Here is an 18,184-nt window from a genome sequence, read left to right as displayed (position 1 = left end):
TTCTTTAACTAAAAAGTCGCTATCCAATTAAGGAGTAGCGACTACATCAGCGATACGGAAAGCAGATTTTAATTTAATACGGTGGTCAAACCATGCAGTCAATACAAATGCATTAACACCAGTTTTTACGTCCTTATCAGTATCGTATAGAACATTTAGATCATAATTTAAGTGAGCATATGAGAAGTCGCCAATAATCGGTTTAGTAGCTGCATCTACGAACACAACTGGCTTACCTAAAATTTGCTCAGGTTGTGCAGCGTAAAGTGTTGCATTGCCATTCGCTAATGTTTCAATAATCGTTGAATAGTCAGCGAAAGTCATGACGATTTTTGCGTTTTCACGATAGTCTTCATGTAAATCTGCAATAGCTGCTTTGATTGCTTTATACAGATCCTCTCCACTTACTTTCTTAATTGCATTTGCACCTGTTTGATAGAAGCTCATGTGTTCTTCACCTGCTTTTGGTGAAGTAGCAAATTGAACTTTCTTTTCTTTAGCAGCAAGACCTGAGCGTAATGAATTTTCTACATGCGAAACTAAATTTGTGTGTGTACCTGCAAGGACTGTTTCGGAAACTCCTGCAAATACTTTCGATTTAAAGCGTCCGAACGTTACTGTAGAACCTTCTAATTCTAATTCTTTAGCCGTTTCTGTATCTGCAATGAAATTGTCATCATCAATTGTGTAAGCTAATTTTGGGATCTCAAGGTTAGGAATATTTGTAACTGTAACTAAATCACGCATCGGATTTTTAGCCATTGGCTCAGTGATAATTTCCTGTGAAACTGTTTTAGGTAAGAATTTTTCACCACCAGTTGCTGGATTTGTGTTATCACCTAACGCAGCGTAAATCTCTTGATCAATCGGTTGATTTCGCACAGTTGAGCGCACTAAAGAAGCAAATGCTTCTGTACGTTTTTGTTTCGGGTCGTCAATTTGAGCTAATGGATTTTGAGCAAACTTAGCTTTTTGTTCATCCTCCAGTTGATCATGTTGAGCCTTAATTACATCGAAACGAGCTTGCAAATCAGCTTTTGAGGTTTGAACTGTTTTAATATCATCAAGTGAAGCAGATGGATCCATAGCCTTTGTAGCTAGGTCTTCTTCTGTTTTAGCTAGTTGTTGACCGATTGTAGCCATCGCTTGTTTTAATTCATAAATTGTTTTCTTACCAGCGAAAAATTGAATGTTAAGCGGTAAAAGCATTTTCATAGAGTTTTTATTTTCAATTGATTTTAATAATTTTTTAGTTTGTGTTTTCATGAATGAAAACCTCCTGTTTCCTTATAGAATTGTGTTTAAATAAGTTAGATTCGCCTTTGAATCTGCAATGATTTTTTCACGTAATTCTTTTTCTTCTACACCCATTGACGGTGCAGACGGCTGACTAAATAACGCCTTTATTTCGTTTGGAATTTCTTTGAAACTCTTTTCAATATCAAAATTAGCAACAATATTGAATTTTTCTTCGATAATATCAATTTCAAATATTTCACTTGCCTCTTTCGCCGACAACCAGTTATCCTCGCCATTAAGTAAATCAGCTATTTTTTCATCAGTAAGTGATTTACCTTTTGCTTTATACGTAGGAATTACCATGTTTTCTTCTGTCTTTTCTAAGAAATCTTGTGCTTCTTTTAAATCGTTTATATTCGCTAGATACATAGTAACCATCGGCTTGTGAACCATCAAAAAACTATTTGAATACATGTAAACATTGTCTGCTACCATAGGTAACATTGAAGCTGAACTTGCGCCAATACCGTCTATATAAGCGTTAATTGTAATGTTGCGTTCACTTTTCAAGCGTTTCAATCTATTTATCATGGCTATAGTTGTGAATACACTTCCACCTGGTGAGTTGATACGCATGTTTAACTCATTTACACTTTCGGATAAACCGTCAATTGCTTCATTGAAGTCTGAAATTGTTACATCAGTTTCATCCCACTTCATCCCACCACTAAGGATTTCACCATCAATTCGTAATTCTGCACTAGTCTGATTTGCAATTGCTTTCAAATTCCAAAATTTCATATTTTCTCACCACCTTTCGATTTGTTGTCTTCCACAGTTGTTGCAGTAGCAGTAGCAGACTTCCGTAATGTAGGGTCCATTTCTTGCGGATATAAGTCACCACTAATCCATAACTTATCTGCCATACCACCCATTGGAGCTAAATCTTCAAGCATACGCACCTCGTCTGGCTTCATTGCTCCACTTCGTAACATTGCTTGATAAAAGTTTGTACGGGCTGCTGTATCGCCTCGCAAAAGACCTCCAAGGTTAAATTTGAAGTACATCCCTTGCTTGCGGTCAGCTTTTGTAAGCAACTTACGATTAAATTCATGCTCATACTGCCGTACAATCGGCAATAAAGTCATGTTTACAAATTGAATCATTTGTTGTTCATTTGAAGCTGATGTGCCACCATCTACATCATTTAAAAAGCTCACTGGTATATTAAAAACATTGGCGACCCTTGAACGTGTAATTCGTTCTGATGCCAATGTATCTGATGCAAAATATTGTTTTTTCATTTCTGTAATTTCAACACCAGGTTCTTGAAGTAAAATACCACCATTCTCTGCATAGAAACGTCTAAAGTCTGCTATTACAGCATCTCTTTTGTCTTTGTCTAAATTGGCTGCATACTTCAAAACAAATGATTCTTTTTTCTCCATTTCGGAAAGTGAGAACTCTTGAACTGCCTTATCATATCTGATGGTATTTGCTAAAACTTTTAACGGTGATAAACCTCTTATACGAGCAGGACCTCGAATATGTTTAACGTGTAACATGTCCGTGTTTGCTACAAACATTGTCCCTCGCTCACCTTGAACTTGATACCAAATCAAACCATCATCTTTATTAATAAATTCAGTAACACATGATGGATCCAATGGAATGATTTCGCTGGGTTGCATACGTATATCTCGTAGAATAATTGCATAACCATTACCTGTTTCATCGCGACTTACTTCAAGTGCATTAAGCAAATCATAGCTACTCATATTTTGATTAGGCTCATTTATGAGCACATCTGATACTTCATTTTGAATCACATCATAATTTTGATGTAACTTAATAGGAAGTGCCGATATTGTATTAGCAAGACGGCTAATAACGCTAAATATCGTTTCATTTGTTGCTAATTGGCTGTTATCAATACCCCAAAAGCTTCGTCCAAACCAATTTGTGAAATCCCATGTTGTACCCTTCCAACCTGTACTAGCTCCAGCGTATGCCATGTACGCGGAAGTTTTAATCCGTTGCCATAGTTTCAATTCCTCACCTCCCTCTTATAAATCATGAATAGAAATGAAACTGATATTCCCATCTCCACTTTCATGTGTCGAAAATCTTGCCTGTACAAATGCTGTAATTATTGCAGCAATCGGGTCAATTCGCTCCCTAGACTTTGATTTTGAAAGTTTAATGCTCTCGTTTGCTGCCATTTCAGCTATCGCATTCCCGACAGCCCAAGATAACACCTTGTCACCAACATGAGTGATTTTCTTTTGACTTTCGTTGTTCTGATACACATAATCTCGAAATTCTTTTGTAGGCTCAGATAACGTAGGAAAACCTTGCCGGACTTCCACAATTGTTAATCCATAATTTTGCATGTTTTGAGCAAACTGTGTTGCTCCGTATGGATCGTAGCAAAATAGAATTACATTCAATTCATTGTTATTGATGAAATCCATAATCCATTGCTCTACAAAGCTATAATCCACTACAGCGCCAGGTGTAACATCTAACCAACCTTCTTCTATCCAGACATCATATGGCACTTTATCTTTTGCTCTACGCTCCGCTAGTGCTTCTTCAGGCATGAAAGAATGTTGCCCAACATGATAGCCATAATCGGTAGGAAACACATATCCAACAGAAGTTAAGTCAATTTTCTTAGATAAATCGACTCCAATAAATACATCACGACCAGTCATTTCGAAGGCTTCTATTTCACCAGCTTTCCATTTGTTCGCAGGAATGTATCCTCCTTCTTTCATGTCCACCCATATATTCATAGTCTTTGTTAAAAACGACCTCATCTTTTCTGGAACATCAAGGGCTGTCTTTAAATCTGAACGAATGGAAGTAAGTCCTTCTTCATAAGTAGCTACAATAGGATTTGCTTTAATCCAATTACTCTCATCCTTTATGTCATCACCTGGATCTAATTCACAAATGATACCGAAATAATCATCGTTCTCTGTATCATCATCAGGATTTAAAATACGTGATACATATTCATATTCAACGAAACATGGCCGACTTAAATCGAAACCAGCTGTTGTAATAACGAACATTAATGGTTCTTTACGAGCAACCATCCCTGATAGCAAAACATCGTATATTTCTGAAGTTTCATGTATGTGGTACTCATCAACTATCCCAACAGATGGGTTTTTACCGTCACCTGTTTTACGTGTTTCTCTTGATAATGGAACGATAACAGAGCTATTTTTTAAGACTTCAATTTTCCCATAAGCTTCTTTCCATCTACCATCCAATAATTCACTTGAATTTATCCCATCTCGAACAGCAATATATACTTCATCTGATTGGTCTTTCTGCCATCCAGCAATGTACATACGCTGCTTCTCGTCACCAAGGAAAGCGATGTATGAACCAACAATTGCTAAAAACTGCGACTTGGCATTTTTACGAGCAAGTTGGATATAAACTTTACGAAAACGACGTGCTCCATTACGTTTCTTTTTGAAACAAAAAATATTTACCGAAATAAATAATTGAAAATCCGTTAGTTCTACTTTATGACCAGCTAAGACTCCTTCAACGTGTTCGAATTCATTGGCCCACCAATAAAAATCTTCTGCTACTTCTTCGTCAAAATAAAAAGGACTGTCTTCATTTTGACAATCCTCGTAATCTTTTAAGAAGCGTTGTACTGCCCATTTATGCTTAATACTTGCTTTGATTTTCCCATTTAAAATATCATCGCAGTAATTAAAAACCCGTTCTAAAACCCAATTCATACCCTATCACCGAACCGCTTCTGAGCCTCGCTTTTGCCTTCCACAGATGAGGGTGTGGGGATGACTAACTTCAAACGAGATGTAATAGTAAGTCCAAGATCAGTAGCTGCGGAACGACATTCATTAAACAATGTATTTTTGCTACGTTGTAGCTTTGGATAATCTTCATTAGCAATCGTGATCTTCTTGCCGTTTTCCTGTTCGATTGTCTCAGTTGGTTTGATTTTTCTTATATCTTTCACCAACTGTAAGTACTGGTGTTTCGAGTCCAGATACCTAGCTAAAGAATCCACATCAAGCTCGCTGAAAATTTCAAGTGCTACTAACTTTTCAGCAATCTCTGCAAATTCCTTCTTTTGTGTTGCTGTTAAATACGATGGAATTTCAATGTTTTCAGTCGGTCCACGCATCTTTTCTTCATGTTTTTGACGCTTTTTTATATCATCTTTTGTTAAATGTTTAGATCGTCCATTCCCTAGAATCACCTGCAATGGCTGCTTATTTCGACCTGCCATACTATCACCTCACTTTCAATTAATCTAGGTCTTCTGAAAAAATATTCAAAAACGGGTTTTTCTGCGCAGAAAACGGACAGTCGGTGTAGGACGCTTTAACGAACTAAAGTGAAAAGGAGGGGGGGCTATCCTATTTTCTTCCGTATTTCTGTATATCTTCGTTTGTTTTTTTGTTGTGACAACCAGTGCAGAGCAGCTGCAAATTATCTTCGTCTAATCTTTTATTCCAATCCATAGATAATGGAATGATATGGTCAACTAAAACTCCAACTGTAATTCTCTTTTCATTTAGGCAATGCTGACACAATCCGTTATCTCGAATCTTGATATAGTCACGGCATTTGATCCAAGAAGCTGAATGATAGAAGCGATCGTGCTTCTTGTTACGTTGATACTTATCGTAGTAACGGTTGTTATCGGCTTTAGTTGTCTTGTGCTGTTCACAATAACCGCCATTAGTTAAGTTAGGACATCCTGGCTTGTTACACGGACGTAAAGGTTTGCTATTCATGTTGCTGTTCAACCTTTTGTTTAATTGCATCCATGCGTTCCTTCGTAGTAGCACGAAGCTTATCTTGCTCTATCAGTAGCGCCTTCACTTCATCAGCATCAGTCACCCACTTTAGCTTACGCTGTAGTTCACGTTGCTTCTTCTGTAGCTTCCTTGCTTCTTCGTCTGTATAAAAACAGACATACTCTTGTCCGCAATTAGGACAGTTGAAGTATGTCTTCTCGATAGTGTTATGCAGCTTGTCTTCTTTGAAGTGTTTAACATAGAAGCTTTGATTGCATGACTTGTCACACCTTGCGTAGATTGGTTCCATGTTACTCATCACCTTTCATCTCGAGCTCCATTAATATCTGTTAATATTCTTTTGGTTTTATTTTCATATTCAATTCAAATAAAGATTTACAAATCGTAATTTAGATTTCGAATTTGATTTGTGGATTCGAAAAGTGAAATCCAAAATCTATTCAAGTTAATCGCTACCCTCTAATCGTGTTGGCCATTCATGATTACAATCAGAACATTTTACAATTACACTAATGGCTTTACGAGCTTCTATATCTGTTAAAGTCTCTGTTACTGTTTTATAAGAACCACATGTTAGGCACTCTTTCATGTTATCAATCCTATCTAACTCATCAGCCAATGCTCCTACATGCTTTTCGATTGCTCGTAACCTTAATTTAGTTTTATCACCTATACCTACATCAATTGTGATTCCTTCAACCTTTGCCATTGTTCATTCCCCTTTCATAAACCTTTGTTCATTCGTCTTTCAAGTTGTTCCACTAACCAATCGAAATCTTCTTTAAGAACACAGCTAATGATTTCACCTGGACCACTTGGATTCGTACTTGTATATCTACCAAATGATTTAATACTCTCTAAACGTTTTAAATCAGATTCCTTTTTAGAGTCTGTGCATTGCTTCTTCAAGTCTTGGTAATAAGGTAATTGAATGTACTCATCTTCATTCATACCCGTTGGTAACACTTGACATTGACAAATAGGACATCGCACACCATCCATGTGTTTACTTTTAGACTTAAATGAATGAGCAGGATTGTCCATGCATCTATAACCAATCTTCATTGTTCATACCTCCGTTATCGTTTTCGTTTATAAATAAAAAGAGAAATCATGAAAATAATTAAAATCGGAACCGTTACCCACTTAGTTAGGAACAAACCAAATTCAATCATTGTTCATTCATCCACACATTCTTCGTAGTCTTGCTTGGCTTTGTCTATTGCTTTAGTTCGTAATTGAGATACTTGTCGATACACCCCATTCCAATTAGAAAATAAGGCGCAAAGAAAATCGTAGAAAGCAATCATCAATTCGTTATGTTGATAAGTAAATGTTTTCTTGTATTGTTCTTCTGTCATTTCTCTGTCCTCCACAATTTATAATGATTTGCTCATTAGCTTTTATAGTCTGTTTAGCTTTCGACTTTATATCTTCAAGACTGCACATCCTATTCATAACCCCGCGATTAACGCCTACGATTACTTGATGGTCGATAGGATATACAGTCTTCAAGGCATAATAAAAAGCCACAACTCATTGTGAGTGTGACCTTCTATGTATTTGCTATTCGCTATCTTTTAAACTTTCTTGCAAGTCTTCTTTTAACTTTATTATATACTCATCGTATTCAATAACACCTTTGCTTTCTAACAACTTAACCAAGGTAAGTAGTGCAGCAAAAACCGTTGTTGATGCCTCCCCAGTTTTCTCAACGTTCTTTACAAAAAGTTCATGTAAATCATCGAATACTTCTTCCAGTTCTGCCATTGATAACACCTACCATTTAAAATTTTTTAGCACTCATTGCATCTTTTAAAGGGTTCTTTTCCCAAAGAGCCTTGTTATTAGCTACAAATAAGTTTTTAATTATTTCCTTGTCTTCATCTTTCAATGAAGTTTGATTAAGATATCCTTCAATTTCTCTTTCACTCAATCCAACTTGATTATTCATTATACATACCTCCCTTCTACTATTATCATAGGATAAAAGGTAAGATACGCCAATAATACAAATCTGATACATATAAAAAGAGACTACCAATTTAGTAGCCTCTCATGCTTGTTTGCGAAATACACGTACAAGCGAACTTGTTTATTTTGTAAGGTAATTTGTTTACGCATTTCCGTGCGCTTTTTGATACTACTATCATATAACGGATTTTCAATAGATTCAGCCACTAGATAGTAAGGTACTATTTTAATACATTACTTAGATGATACTTTATTAGCGTATTGCATCATACGCATAATGTTAGCGTGTTTCATCTTAATGTAGTTTGTACTGTAATTTAATTCACAGGCAATCGTTTCGAGCGTCTTGCCTTCCACATGCTTGCGATAAAGTATTTTATATTCAAGGCCTTCGAATGTACTAATAAGCCTCTTTAAATCATAAAGGTCATTTAATCTATGGGCCAATTCGTATTCGATTGCTTCAATCTTTTCTTCTACATTTGCACCTAATGATTTAGCTTCAAGCTTGTACTTACCTAAGTCATTTACATTTTCCCAACGTGATAATTCACGTTTTGTTTTATCAAGATTGTATTCAAGGTAAGTAATTTGTTCTTCAAGCTTTCGATAATCCTTCAACCATTCATACATGTGCAGCACCTACCTTGTTTGTTTATTTACTCAATTTCCAGGTTATTCAACTATACAAAACTAAAATTACAACATATTTATAGTAGTGTTAGACATATTCGCTTGACGATTTGTCTTCATCCTTTGATTACTATTTAGCCATTTCTTTTTAAAGAGATGGCTCTTTTTTTCATCCTTATTATCCTTTGCGATACTGAGTAATTAACTCAATAAATTATTTTCTTGATGAGATGTTGAGGTTTCCTATCAATTACTTGATTTTTGATTATTGGTCTTTTCAAATCCAACTTGTATAAATGCAGTCTTTGCCCAATCTTCCGTTCCATTTTTTCGAAATCTATATTTGTCAAAAACTCTTTTATAATTCTCCATACAGTATCAACAAACTCTTCTACAACTACATAGATAACTCTTAATTTATCTTTAAAGGCTTCAACACTTATTCCTGCACGTTCAGCAGATAATTGAATTTCGTCTTCATATTTTTCTAGGAAACTTTCAAATCCCTTTTCTGTCATGTCACTTCTCCTTTCAATCATCTAACGAAATCATTTTCAATCGATGTTTACCGTTTATACTTCGCTTTTCATAAATCGGATACGTCATGTATCTAAGGAAATCAATCGTTTTACCTGTTTCTCTACTAATCTCTCGTATCGTTCCTTCTGCAATAAACCGTTCACCTTTGTATAATGCGTAAATCCGTTTATGCCATGGAATTTTCATGATACATCTACTCGCTTTTTACTATCCTCAACATTGAAGTTTTCCGGATAACGCATTTTCAATTTATCGATGTTCATTTCGCAAATTTCTTCAAGTGAAGAATCGTAAAACTTAGCCAATTCAATTAAATTCTTAATTAACATTTTTAATGCCATTTTCACTTTAGATGAATTCAATTCATGACGATGAAACACGAACTTCTTAACTTGTTCTGAAATTTCACCTGATAAGATGATGATTTTATTGATTAGCTTTTCCTTTGAGCCTTCCACAAAGTAGTTAGGTAGTGACTCACTGTCATATGCTTCACCTAAGAAAGTTAAAATCCCAAAAGCGTAATGCGAAACATCACCTAATTCCTTAAGAATTGCTTCACGATCATTAACAGCACTCAATACTTCTGCACACTCACCAATCAATCCCATAGCGTAATTTGTTAAGCCATTTTCATATTCAATATTGTTTTTCGGCTCACCTTTAAACGGCATTGTACGCTTTGATAACTCTTGAAATTTATTTAGATTCATTTTTAATAGCTCCTTCTAAAATTCCTTTGAACTTTATTATTCTTTCAATTTTTGAAACGATTGTTTTAATTTCATCTTCCAAGTAACTAACCATTAAACCCGATTCCTTCAATCCTAAGTAAAGCACCTTCATTTTCAAAGTTGTGCAATAGACAAGCATGTCCATCCCTTCTTCAATTGCGTGATTAATCCATTCGGAAGGTGAATAGTCGTCAGGATTTACAGTTGTTCCGTACTTAGCCAAACCTTTTGCAGTTTGATTTGCTAGTACTTCTTTCGCTCTTTTTGATTTTAATAATCCGTTAACTTCTCTTAATACTGGATTTCCTAAGATTTGTTCTTCAATTGTCATTTCGCTTTATAACTCCTTCTTATTACACGCTCAGTTACAATGTTATTTGCTATTTTCCAGTTCTTAATTGTTCCTGGAGATACGCCACACATTTTAGCAATTTCCTTATCTGTTTTATCAGCACTTTTAAACTTCAGATATTGCTGCTTTGTTAATTGAACTTTTGAATTTTTAACGGGTACAACATCATCTAAATCAATGAATTTATTAGACTTTCGTTTGTTTACTAATCTGAGTAGTTTTTGACCGTGAAAAGCAATTTCTATGCAGTTTGAACATGATTCAGATTCCACTGCTGATAGACAATCACATTTCGGTAAAAGAACATCTATTTGTTTCAATATCTTAATTCGTTTCTCAACCATATCTGCGTTCATTTATATCCCACACTTTCTTGGTATGCCAGCCTTCTTCGATATACTGTTGCACCCATTCTAATTTGTAAGGCATAACGACACTTGCTTCGCATCCATTAATGATCATTGCCATTTCGATATAACGTGTAAACGGATTGGGTATGGCCCTCCACAATCTATTCTGTGGTTTCTTACTTTTCACCGACTGAACAATAGGAATCCCATTGCGCATGTTCACGATAATCAAAACACCCCAGCTTTCAAGTAGTATCTCGCCTGTTGCAAGAAACGATGATAAATATTATGACCAATCATTAATTTGCTCATTGGTCTAATTTCGAAATTGTATTTTGCTTGGAATGATTCTAAACGTCCTTTCAATGCTTTCTTGTCATACCTACTACGATAGTTGTGATTAGCAATATTTTCGTCAAATTGCGGATCTTCTACAAATATGACGAACTTACCTTTTTGCGAGCGAATCAGTTCATTTTCAAATGCTGCCTGTGTATCTTTTTGTAAGTTACCGCATATTTCATCAACGCTGTTTTTTCGTTCAACTGCGCTGTTTAAATAAATATCACGAACAATTCCTAATTCCTCATTTTTAGGAATCATCGCTGAATAATCTCCATAATCTAATTTTTTGAATTTAATTGGAATGTCGTGTTTTCGAAAATAGTCTAAAATGTGCTGGTTCACTTTTTCCCGAGTATCAACCACAATTGTGAGTGTTTTTAGGATTTTATTTAGTTCTGTGTCCGTGTAATGGTAGTGAATCATTGTGAATCACCATTCCATTCCCATAAGCTCAATTGTCCTTTAGCTTGTACAGGAATAGGTAACACTTGTACATTTGTTAATTCCCATGCGTAACGACCTTCTGTATAATCACCAAAAGCAACCTCTAAACCATTAACAGTTTTTCCTTTGGATAATACTGACGCATGACCTATGGTAGCTTCAACTTTATAGCAATCTACTAATTCAGCTGTTGCAAGAACCACTCCTGTTGGAAGGTCTTTATATGACTTAATACCATGTTCAGCTAAAGTAGATTTAATCCAAGAATCATCACAAGCCTCCTTATCAATCGACTTACCTGCATGAATGGCGATTGGACCACGATGTTTCGTTTGCCATGAACGTGTTTCGAATTGTTTTTCACCTAAAGCAATCAATGTTGCCCATGGTTGTTTAATTGTTATTGCCTTCATTCAACAGCACCACCTAGCAATTCAGGATTTTCGTAAATGTTGCCGACAACTACTGATTCTTTAAATCGTAAATCTTTCGCTTTGAATCCAGTACCTTCGAATTCATCGTAACAACAACCACAGCTACCAACGCCTTCAGTACAATACTTGACAACGGACATATACGTTTCGTCGTTAACACTTTGTAAAATATCGCCTTCATAAATCTCAACACCGTTTGCGTCCTTCGAGCCTGTGTATTGCATTAATTCGAATCCATCTGATATCTCATCTGTACAAGTTTCTTCTTCTGGATGTTTTTGATAAATTAAAGTACCATCTTCAAAATTTAAAAACGCTACTGTATCAAAGTATTCCATTTCTCCAATGTTGCTCCACCATGCACGAAACTTAATCTCTCTCATTCTCTTAACCTCCTCGTTTTTGCCTATTATCAGCACCGTACACGCGTTCTATTTTAAAGTTTGATATATTTATCACCATACTTATAAAACGGCTTAAAACGGCTGTAAATCACTTATTTTGATTAGCATATAAAACTGCACTTTCGTGTAATTTTTTCTTCATGACATTTGAAGCTTCATTTTCATAATGTCGATAGTCTTCATAAATGTTGTTCCATCCGTTTTTAGTCAATGTTTCTTGCCACTCCATGAACAACATCAATGAATCAACGTCCTCGCATATCCATTCATTCAACTTTGGGTTGTGCTGCCATCCACAAGCTTGATGGACCATCTTCCGCATTGTTTGATTGATTCCATCGGCACCTTCCCATGATTTAAACCATTTTTCTATTTCGTTGAAAATCGGATCAGTTGCTTTTAACACTTCCTCTGGAACCAACTTCGCATTTTTTAGCGACAATCTACCATCCGATTTATCACGATATATTTCAGCTCCACTTTTCCAAATTTGCGAAAGAATATATAAAACCATCAATCTATCACCAAGAAGTCAAAATAAAGCCGTTCATTTTTAGAGACCTGTTTTGATGAAAAATCAAATATATTCATTTTTCTACCAAACCAAATTTTAGTTTCTGGTTTTTCACCATTTTCATAACAATATTTCTTGTATTTCTCATACACTTCATTTTGTGTTAATTGAGCACCTGGACTTTTTACGATTTTATTTCGAATAAATTCATCAACCATTTTTTTGTTTCCTCCTAGTTACCGAGTTATTTCTAAAAGCCCACAAAATAACGAAAAACGGGCTAAAATAACCCTATAGTTATTTAAATAACTACCACCTAAACCTTACAGCCACAAGGGTTTGAATATATTTTTACTACTAAAAAGTTAGTATCGTTATCACGTTTGGGTGTTACTGCTCTATATATATACTTATATATTTATTTGTTTTTTAAATTAACCTAAAAACAAATAACTAAAATAACTAAAGTAGTAAAAAACAACTCTTAAACCCTTGGTACGACTGAATTTCTGAAAAGTTACTGAAAGTTATTTAACGTGCAAAACAGTTAGTAAGTAACCTTAAAACCACCTGTTTTATCATTTTCGGTAACCCCTTCACTAACTGGTTTTCGTTCATTCAAGGTAATTCCTGTCAAAAACGTTTTGTTACCAGTACCTTTCATTTTTCCGAAACCTTTCGTTTCGAGCATTCGATAAAAACTACGATTTCCAATTTGACGTTCGCCAGAATTAAGACACCATCTATCGTAGACTTTGTATAATTCTTGTGCTTCAATGCGAATCGTTTCATTTTTCGGTTCATCTATATAACAAATTTCATCTAGGAACGGAGCAAGAATATCCATTTCCTCTTTGTAATTACCTGTTGCATCTACCACAATTTTAGGTTCTTTTAACCCTGACTGCTGCCACTTCAAGCAACCTTCCAAAGCCCAATTTAGAATCCCTGACATCTCGAGCGATAATTTTTCTTCAAGTTTTTTATCTCGCTCATGTGGTTTTAAATTCAAAGTGAAAGGAATGATTTTTACTCTTCGCCAAATACCTTCATCAACGCCACCAATAATCGGTTTATGGTTTGTTGTGAAGAAAACTTTAAATTCCGGAATAAATTCAAAGAATTCTTGTCGTAAGAATCGGGCCAATATCGGTTCACCACCTGTTATTGTTTTAACAAGTGATTCCTGTAATTTTTCTCCCTCTTCTGATTCCACGGCCGATACAAATCTAGCACTTGCTAATCTAGCAATATCGTTATTAGCGCCATCATTTTTCTTTTTAATAAACGTGTCAGATTTAGTTTGAAGTCCATAATCACCCATGAGCGATTTAATAATATTGATAAATGTTGATTTACCATTACTACCACCGCCTACAAGGAAATACATACCTTGCTCACTTATGTCTCCAGTCATGCTGTAACCAACTAATCGCTGCATGTAATCAATGAGATCGTTGTCACCTTTAAAAATTTGTTGAAGGAAATTTAACCAAATAGGACATGTTGCTTTTTCATCAAATGCTACACTTGATATTTTTGATAATCTTAAATCTCTATCATGCTGCTGCAGCTTGCCGTCTCTAAGATTTAAAACACCATTGGTACAGTTAAATAAAAATTTATGACAGTCAAATTCTTCACGCTCTGCCGGAACTAATGGCATTAAGTCCTTAATACTGTTCATACGAATATTTCGTTTACCACATTTACGAGCCCAGGAACGCTCCATTTCATCATCCGACCTTTCTAAATCACGTAGTACCTTGTTAGCAATACGCTCAATTTGTAATTTGTTATCGTATTTCCACCGTTTGCCGTCCCATAACATCCAACCCATTTCAGAAACATAGCGAATAGCATGGCCATACTCATGTGCGATCCGTTCGGCGTTTCCTAATTCATTAAGTCGGAATTTCTTTTTCGGTTTTTCTTCTTCATCTACTACCACTGCATCAACATTGAAAGAAACATCGAATTCTGCATACTCTTCTTCATGCTTGTGGTCTAGTACAGTTGTTGTTGTAGAAGAAATAGCCATAGCAATCGTTCTTTCACCATACGTTTCACCAGTATCACTAAAATGGATTCTGTCCCATTTATCACGCATCAAGGATGTTTCTCTAAACATTGAATCCATTCTTGAAGCACTTTTCCCAGTCCAAAAAGCTAAGTGATTACACAAAGCTAAATCACTAGAAGAATGATCATCATTTTTTAAATTTCCGTTAAACAGTGCTTGGATTTCGTCTCCACTTTTCGAACGGAACATTCTTTCCCACAATGCATCATTAGAAAGTTTGATTTCATCTCTTTCGAACTCGGCTAGGTTTACACGTCCCTGTACATCACTATCATCAAAATATTTTTCTAAGATCTCTGCTACTTCTTCCGTACGTTCATAAATTTCGTTTGAGTTTTCACGGTTACCAGTCATTGTGAAGTAGCGTCCATATTGGTAAATCTCTAGCCCATGCTTAACGCTTTTACGTCCAGTACCTACTATTGATTGTGGAAGGCTACCCTTGATGATGATGTGAATTCCTGTACCACTAACGCTAAACTCTGTATAGCTGTCTAATGTGTCTATAATTTCTTGAGCAAAGGTGTTAATTATAGGGTTTGCTTTTTCAGTATCATCAGCACTGTACGTAATACATTTATCAATATCAATGCCGATATACTTGTCTTGCCTACTAAATACAAAGCCAATGCCGTTTGCATCAGATTCTGTATAAAACTTAGCTGCTGTCGCAAATGTAGACCATGTACGGCGGTCATTCGAACGTGCTTCGTTCCCATCTACTTGATACGGTATTTTTGTATACCGTCCGCTTTTTTCTTCTGCCCTCCACAATATCCACTGAGGAAGGGCTTTAAGCTCTGACGGTATACTATTAAAATCATAATGTTCTTTCATTGTCGCCCTCCAAGTATTTACAAAATATGAAAAAATGTTTAATATAGTAATCAACCTACCCAACTAACCAATCGAAAGGTGGATTCCACCTTATCAATTGTGAGTGGGTGGTCTGCTATGAGAGTAAAAGTAAGCTTTGAAGCCGAAATTTCTCGAGAAGCAGCGGTGGTACTTTGGAAAATCCTTTGGACTATCGTAAAACTAGCGCTTGGTTTCTAACCGAGTGCTTTTTTTATTTCTTACTTATTCACCACTTTGTTTTTGTTTAGCAGCAGTGATACGACCATGATTATTTTGATGAGCTAATGAGTATTTCACACCATTAACTTCAATTGATGTAGGAATACCACTCTTGACCCTTAATACTTTTATAGGTGCATGAAATGTACTACCTTTTTTCATAAAATCACTCCTAAACTATCAAATTTGGGTATAAAAAAGAGAAGTCCGCCAAAAACAGACCTCTCTATTTAGTTTTATTAGAATGGAAGATCATCACTTCCAACAGTTATTGGTGGTCCACTTGGTTGTGGTGGATTCACTTTTGATTCAGCAACAAATGAAACGCGTGGATATTTACGCTCCTTATCGTTTTTATCCTCCACATGCTTGATATACACTAATACAGATTTTCCTATAATATTTTTAACCACTTCATCTAAATCAAGACTTTGCTTACCACTATAACCGCAAGCTACTAAGAATGAATTTCTTTTCTTTTCCGTATTTTCCGCGTATTCAGGGTTAGTGCTGCTTAAATAAAGTGTATTATAAAGAACTTTTGCTCCTTGATGCTTTTGTTCAACATCTGAGCGAATTTCAACATCAAATCCTATTGAATATTGACCTTGCCACTCTTTAGCCTCTGCATTTATAATAGAAGCTTCATATTTACCCTCTGCTACTAATTGAAAATCTCCAGTTGATACGTTTTCTGAATCGAAATTAATTTTGAATGACATAATTATTTTTCCTCCTTATTATCTGTGGAATGCGTACTGCCGATATTTAATAATTCTTCTTGTACACAACCTTTACGATTGTCTAAGTGGTTTTTAGCAAAAATGCTTTGATTGCCTTCAAGCATGAAACCCCTTGTACCATCTGCTTTCCGTACTAATCGAGCAACTACATGTGATATTCCCATGATGTGATTTACAATTTTCTCGCGAATATCAGGAACGAATTGATTGTATTGCTGACCATCATCATGAGTGATAGATCGCGTTGTTTCCCATGCCGTAAAAATTACATTTGCATCAAGTGAGTTAAACACTTCAACCAATTTCAATAAGTGATTATCCAGCAATGCGTAATCTTTTATTTCAGGCATCCCGCTCTTAGTGTTCTCGCCTTTTTTAAGCAGCCATAACTTTTGATAATGTGTTAGATTATCAATGAAAATATTGTCGTAATTGTTAATGTTAGCTTTAGCCAATGCGTAAAATTGAAGAATGCTATCATGTGGGTTTTCACTATCAATCTTCGCTACATCTACATTTTCATAACCTTCAAGGACTTGGCTCGTACCATCTATATCCAGCACTAATGTTTTTCCTGGTAATAGTCCAGCAACGGTTGTTTTACCGTCACCAGGCTTTGAATACATAATCACTTTGGCTTTATGACTGCGAGTGATTTGAGCACCATTTGTTATTTGCAAGCCTTCCACACTCCTTTTCTGTGTTTCTTCCTTATAATGAACGCATATGCAACTCCATGATTGATGCAGCGTAAATGACGTTTTCTCGTTTCAATTCTGCAAACTCCGGAACGAATAATGCACCTTTACCGATTTCGAAATGTGCATCTGTACGTTGACTTGTTTGAGTAAATATTTTTTGTTGAATTTCAATGATGCCTTTTGTGTAACGATGCATAGTTACCTCCTATGTTGTGACTTTAAATGTTGTACCTCCTTCAGAAATCGGTACATTCGGAACAATTTGACCGTTACTATCAACTACAACCTGTTTGCCATCTAACTCTTTGAGTTGTAGTTCTTTTTTAAATTCACTCCATTTCAGTTCCTTGTTAACTTCTACAAATTTATTGAAGTCATTTTGCTCTGCGTACTCAATCAACTGTGGAAGGCCATCTTTTTCGGGTTTAACGATTGAAGGGTTTCGAGTTGTCGATTGCACTTTACCATTTGGTGTACTGATCGATTTCTTTTTAGGATTATCAGTTAGAATGCTAGAGTGATATTCTGTTATAAGATACTCAAAAAAACTGATGTTTCGTTCAGCTTTAGTCCGTTCCCCTTCAATCCATTTTGTTATTTTTTTGATTTGTGATATTGCTAATGCTTCTTGTTCTGATAAATCATCCCGATATGAAGCGATTTTACGGAATGCCCAATCAAGACTATCTAAGTTATCAATCTTGTATTGGTCAGAAACTTGTTCATTTGTTAATTGAACTGTTTCTTCTTGCAATTGTTCATCTAGATATTCTAGTTGGTTAGCAGTTTGCATTATT

30 protein-coding genes are annotated in these 18,184 nt (G+C 35.6%); all 30 read right to left on the bottom strand.

The features are described from left to right. Nucleotides 1-27: 27 nt before the first annotated feature. The 30 genes from ACIQZA_RS06505 to ACIQZA_RS06360 all read right to left on the bottom strand — a co-directional run bounded on the left by ACIQZA_RS06505 (nt 28) and on the right by ACIQZA_RS06360 (nt 18,180). Nucleotides 28-1,215 (bottom strand): phage major capsid protein, encoded by a 1,188-nt coding sequence (locus tag ACIQZA_RS06505; RefSeq protein WP_402881207.1) that lies wholly within the window; start codon nt 1,213-1,215, stop codon nt 28-30. Between the two features lie 72 nt (nt 1,216-1,287). Beyond that, nucleotides 1,288-2,040: a head maturation protease, ClpP-related gene (locus ACIQZA_RS06500; RefSeq protein ID WP_402881062.1), complete on the bottom strand. Its 753-nt coding sequence runs from the start codon at nt 2,038-2,040 to the stop codon at nt 1,288-1,290. Beyond that, nucleotides 2,037-3,290 (bottom strand): phage portal protein, encoded by a 1,254-nt coding sequence (locus ACIQZA_RS06495; RefSeq protein ID WP_402881065.1) that lies wholly within the window; start codon nt 3,288-3,290, stop codon nt 2,037-2,039. The genes ACIQZA_RS06500 and ACIQZA_RS06495 overlap by 4 nt, the downstream gene beginning before the upstream one ends. Before the next feature lie 15 nt (nt 3,291-3,305). Continuing rightward, on the bottom strand, nt 3,306-5,009 hold the full coding sequence (locus ACIQZA_RS06490) for a terminase large subunit (RefSeq protein WP_402881068.1): 1,704 nt from the start codon (nt 5,007-5,009) through the stop codon (nt 3,306-3,308). Next, nucleotides 5,006-5,524: a phage terminase small subunit P27 family gene (locus tag ACIQZA_RS06485; RefSeq protein WP_402881071.1), complete on the bottom strand. Its 519-nt coding sequence runs from the start codon at nt 5,522-5,524 to the stop codon at nt 5,006-5,008. The genes ACIQZA_RS06490 and ACIQZA_RS06485 overlap by 4 nt, the downstream gene beginning before the upstream one ends. Nucleotides 5,525-5,654: 130 nt before the next feature. Next, nucleotides 5,655-6,035 (bottom strand): HNH endonuclease, encoded by a 381-nt coding sequence (locus ACIQZA_RS06480; protein ID WP_402881074.1) that lies wholly within the window; start codon nt 6,033-6,035, stop codon nt 5,655-5,657. Next, nucleotides 6,028-6,348: a hypothetical protein gene (locus ACIQZA_RS06475; protein ID WP_402881076.1), complete on the bottom strand. Its 321-nt coding sequence runs from the start codon at nt 6,346-6,348 to the stop codon at nt 6,028-6,030. The genes ACIQZA_RS06480 and ACIQZA_RS06475 overlap by 8 nt, the downstream gene beginning before the upstream one ends. Nucleotides 6,349-6,504: 156 nt before the next feature. Then, nucleotides 6,505-6,768 (bottom strand): hypothetical protein, encoded by a 264-nt coding sequence (locus ACIQZA_RS06470; RefSeq protein WP_402881079.1) that lies wholly within the window; start codon nt 6,766-6,768, stop codon nt 6,505-6,507. Nucleotides 6,769-6,782: 14 nt separating this feature from the next. Continuing rightward, nucleotides 6,783-7,124 (bottom strand): hypothetical protein, encoded by a 342-nt coding sequence (locus ACIQZA_RS06465; protein WP_402881082.1) that lies wholly within the window; start codon nt 7,122-7,124, stop codon nt 6,783-6,785. Between the two features lie 113 nt (nt 7,125-7,237). Continuing rightward, nucleotides 7,238-7,420, bottom strand: coding sequence for a hypothetical protein (locus ACIQZA_RS06460; RefSeq protein ID WP_402881084.1), 183 nt, complete (start codon nt 7,418-7,420; stop codon nt 7,238-7,240). Between the two features lie 205 nt (nt 7,421-7,625). Beyond that, nucleotides 7,626-7,829, bottom strand: coding sequence for a hypothetical protein (locus ACIQZA_RS06455; RefSeq protein WP_402881087.1), 204 nt, complete (start codon nt 7,827-7,829; stop codon nt 7,626-7,628). Nucleotides 7,830-7,845: 16 nt separating this feature from the next. Then, a complete protein-coding gene (locus ACIQZA_RS06450; protein ID WP_402881088.1) occupies nt 7,846-8,013 on the bottom strand; it encodes a hypothetical protein in 168 nt (55 codons plus the stop codon). Nucleotides 8,014-8,267: 254 nt separating this feature from the next. Beyond that, nucleotides 8,268-8,666, bottom strand: coding sequence for a hypothetical protein (locus ACIQZA_RS06445; RefSeq protein ID WP_402881089.1), 399 nt, complete (start codon nt 8,664-8,666; stop codon nt 8,268-8,270). A 206-nt stretch (nt 8,667-8,872) separates the two neighbouring features. After that, nucleotides 8,873-9,184, bottom strand: coding sequence for a hypothetical protein (locus ACIQZA_RS06440; RefSeq protein ID WP_402881091.1), 312 nt, complete (start codon nt 9,182-9,184; stop codon nt 8,873-8,875). Nucleotides 9,185-9,197: 13 nt separating this feature from the next. Beyond that, nucleotides 9,198-9,392, bottom strand: a complete 195-nt coding sequence (locus tag ACIQZA_RS06435; RefSeq protein WP_402881093.1) for a hypothetical protein — start codon at nt 9,390-9,392, stop codon at nt 9,198-9,200. Then, nucleotides 9,389-9,919, bottom strand: coding sequence for a nucleoside triphosphate pyrophosphohydrolase family protein (locus tag ACIQZA_RS06430; RefSeq protein ID WP_402881094.1), 531 nt, complete (start codon nt 9,917-9,919; stop codon nt 9,389-9,391). The genes ACIQZA_RS06435 and ACIQZA_RS06430 overlap by 4 nt, the downstream gene beginning before the upstream one ends. Further along, nucleotides 9,906-10,271 (bottom strand): hypothetical protein, encoded by a 366-nt coding sequence (locus ACIQZA_RS06425; RefSeq protein ID WP_402881096.1) that lies wholly within the window; start codon nt 10,269-10,271, stop codon nt 9,906-9,908. Before ACIQZA_RS06425 ends, ACIQZA_RS06430 begins: the two co-directional genes overlap by 14 nt. Beyond that, entirely contained in the window at nt 10,268-10,648 is a 381-nt protein-coding gene (locus ACIQZA_RS06420; RefSeq protein WP_402881097.1) for a hypothetical protein, read from the bottom strand. Before ACIQZA_RS06420 ends, ACIQZA_RS06425 begins: the two co-directional genes overlap by 4 nt. After that, a complete protein-coding gene (locus ACIQZA_RS06415; protein WP_402881098.1) occupies nt 10,629-10,865 on the bottom strand; it encodes a hypothetical protein in 237 nt (78 codons plus the stop codon). The genes ACIQZA_RS06420 and ACIQZA_RS06415 overlap by 20 nt, the downstream gene beginning before the upstream one ends. A gap of 5 nt (nt 10,866-10,870) precedes the next feature. Next, nucleotides 10,871-11,410 (bottom strand): ERCC4 domain-containing protein, encoded by a 540-nt coding sequence (locus ACIQZA_RS06410; protein WP_402881100.1) that lies wholly within the window; start codon nt 11,408-11,410, stop codon nt 10,871-10,873. Further along, nucleotides 11,407-11,844, bottom strand: a complete 438-nt coding sequence (locus ACIQZA_RS06405; protein WP_402881102.1) for an ASCH domain-containing protein — start codon at nt 11,842-11,844, stop codon at nt 11,407-11,409. Before ACIQZA_RS06405 ends, ACIQZA_RS06410 begins: the two co-directional genes overlap by 4 nt. After that, on the bottom strand, nt 11,841-12,248 hold the full coding sequence (locus ACIQZA_RS06400) for a YopX family protein (RefSeq protein WP_402881104.1): 408 nt from the start codon (nt 12,246-12,248) through the stop codon (nt 11,841-11,843). The genes ACIQZA_RS06405 and ACIQZA_RS06400 overlap by 4 nt, the downstream gene beginning before the upstream one ends. A 109-nt stretch (nt 12,249-12,357) precedes the next feature. After that, entirely contained in the window at nt 12,358-12,783 is a 426-nt protein-coding gene (locus tag ACIQZA_RS06395) for a hypothetical protein (protein WP_402881107.1), read from the bottom strand. Beyond that, on the bottom strand, nt 12,783-13,001 hold the full coding sequence (locus ACIQZA_RS06390; protein WP_402881109.1) for a hypothetical protein: 219 nt from the start codon (nt 12,999-13,001) through the stop codon (nt 12,783-12,785). Before ACIQZA_RS06390 ends, ACIQZA_RS06395 begins: the two co-directional genes overlap by 1 nt. A 329-nt stretch (nt 13,002-13,330) precedes the next feature. Further along, nucleotides 13,331-15,703, bottom strand: coding sequence for a phage/plasmid primase, P4 family (locus tag ACIQZA_RS06385; protein WP_402881111.1), 2,373 nt, complete (start codon nt 15,701-15,703; stop codon nt 13,331-13,333). A 243-nt stretch (nt 15,704-15,946) separates the two neighbouring features. Continuing rightward, a complete protein-coding gene (locus ACIQZA_RS06380) occupies nt 15,947-16,105 on the bottom strand; it encodes a hypothetical protein (RefSeq protein WP_402881113.1) in 159 nt (52 codons plus the stop codon). A gap of 77 nt (nt 16,106-16,182) precedes the next feature. Continuing rightward, nucleotides 16,183-16,665: a DUF669 domain-containing protein gene (locus ACIQZA_RS06375; protein ID WP_402881115.1), complete on the bottom strand. Its 483-nt coding sequence runs from the start codon at nt 16,663-16,665 to the stop codon at nt 16,183-16,185. A 2-nt stretch (nt 16,666-16,667) separates the two neighbouring features. Further along, a complete protein-coding gene (locus ACIQZA_RS06370; protein ID WP_402881117.1) occupies nt 16,668-17,366 on the bottom strand; it encodes an AAA family ATPase in 699 nt (232 codons plus the stop codon). A gap of 31 nt (nt 17,367-17,397) precedes the next feature. Beyond that, nucleotides 17,398-17,583, bottom strand: coding sequence for a hypothetical protein (locus tag ACIQZA_RS06365; RefSeq protein WP_402881120.1), 186 nt, complete (start codon nt 17,581-17,583; stop codon nt 17,398-17,400). 9 nt (nt 17,584-17,592) lie between these two features. Continuing rightward, nucleotides 17,593-18,180, bottom strand: a complete 588-nt coding sequence (locus tag ACIQZA_RS06360) for a host-nuclease inhibitor Gam family protein (RefSeq protein WP_402881123.1) — start codon at nt 18,178-18,180, stop codon at nt 17,593-17,595. Nucleotides 18,181-18,184: the final 4 nt, after the last annotated feature.

It is taken from the genome of Lysinibacillus sp. NPDC096382 (assembly GCF_044762845.1).
In the GTDB taxonomy this organism is placed as follows: domain Bacteria; phylum Bacillota; class Bacilli; order Bacillales_A; family Planococcaceae; genus Lysinibacillus.
This window is presented reverse-complemented; position numbering and strand designations above follow the sequence as displayed.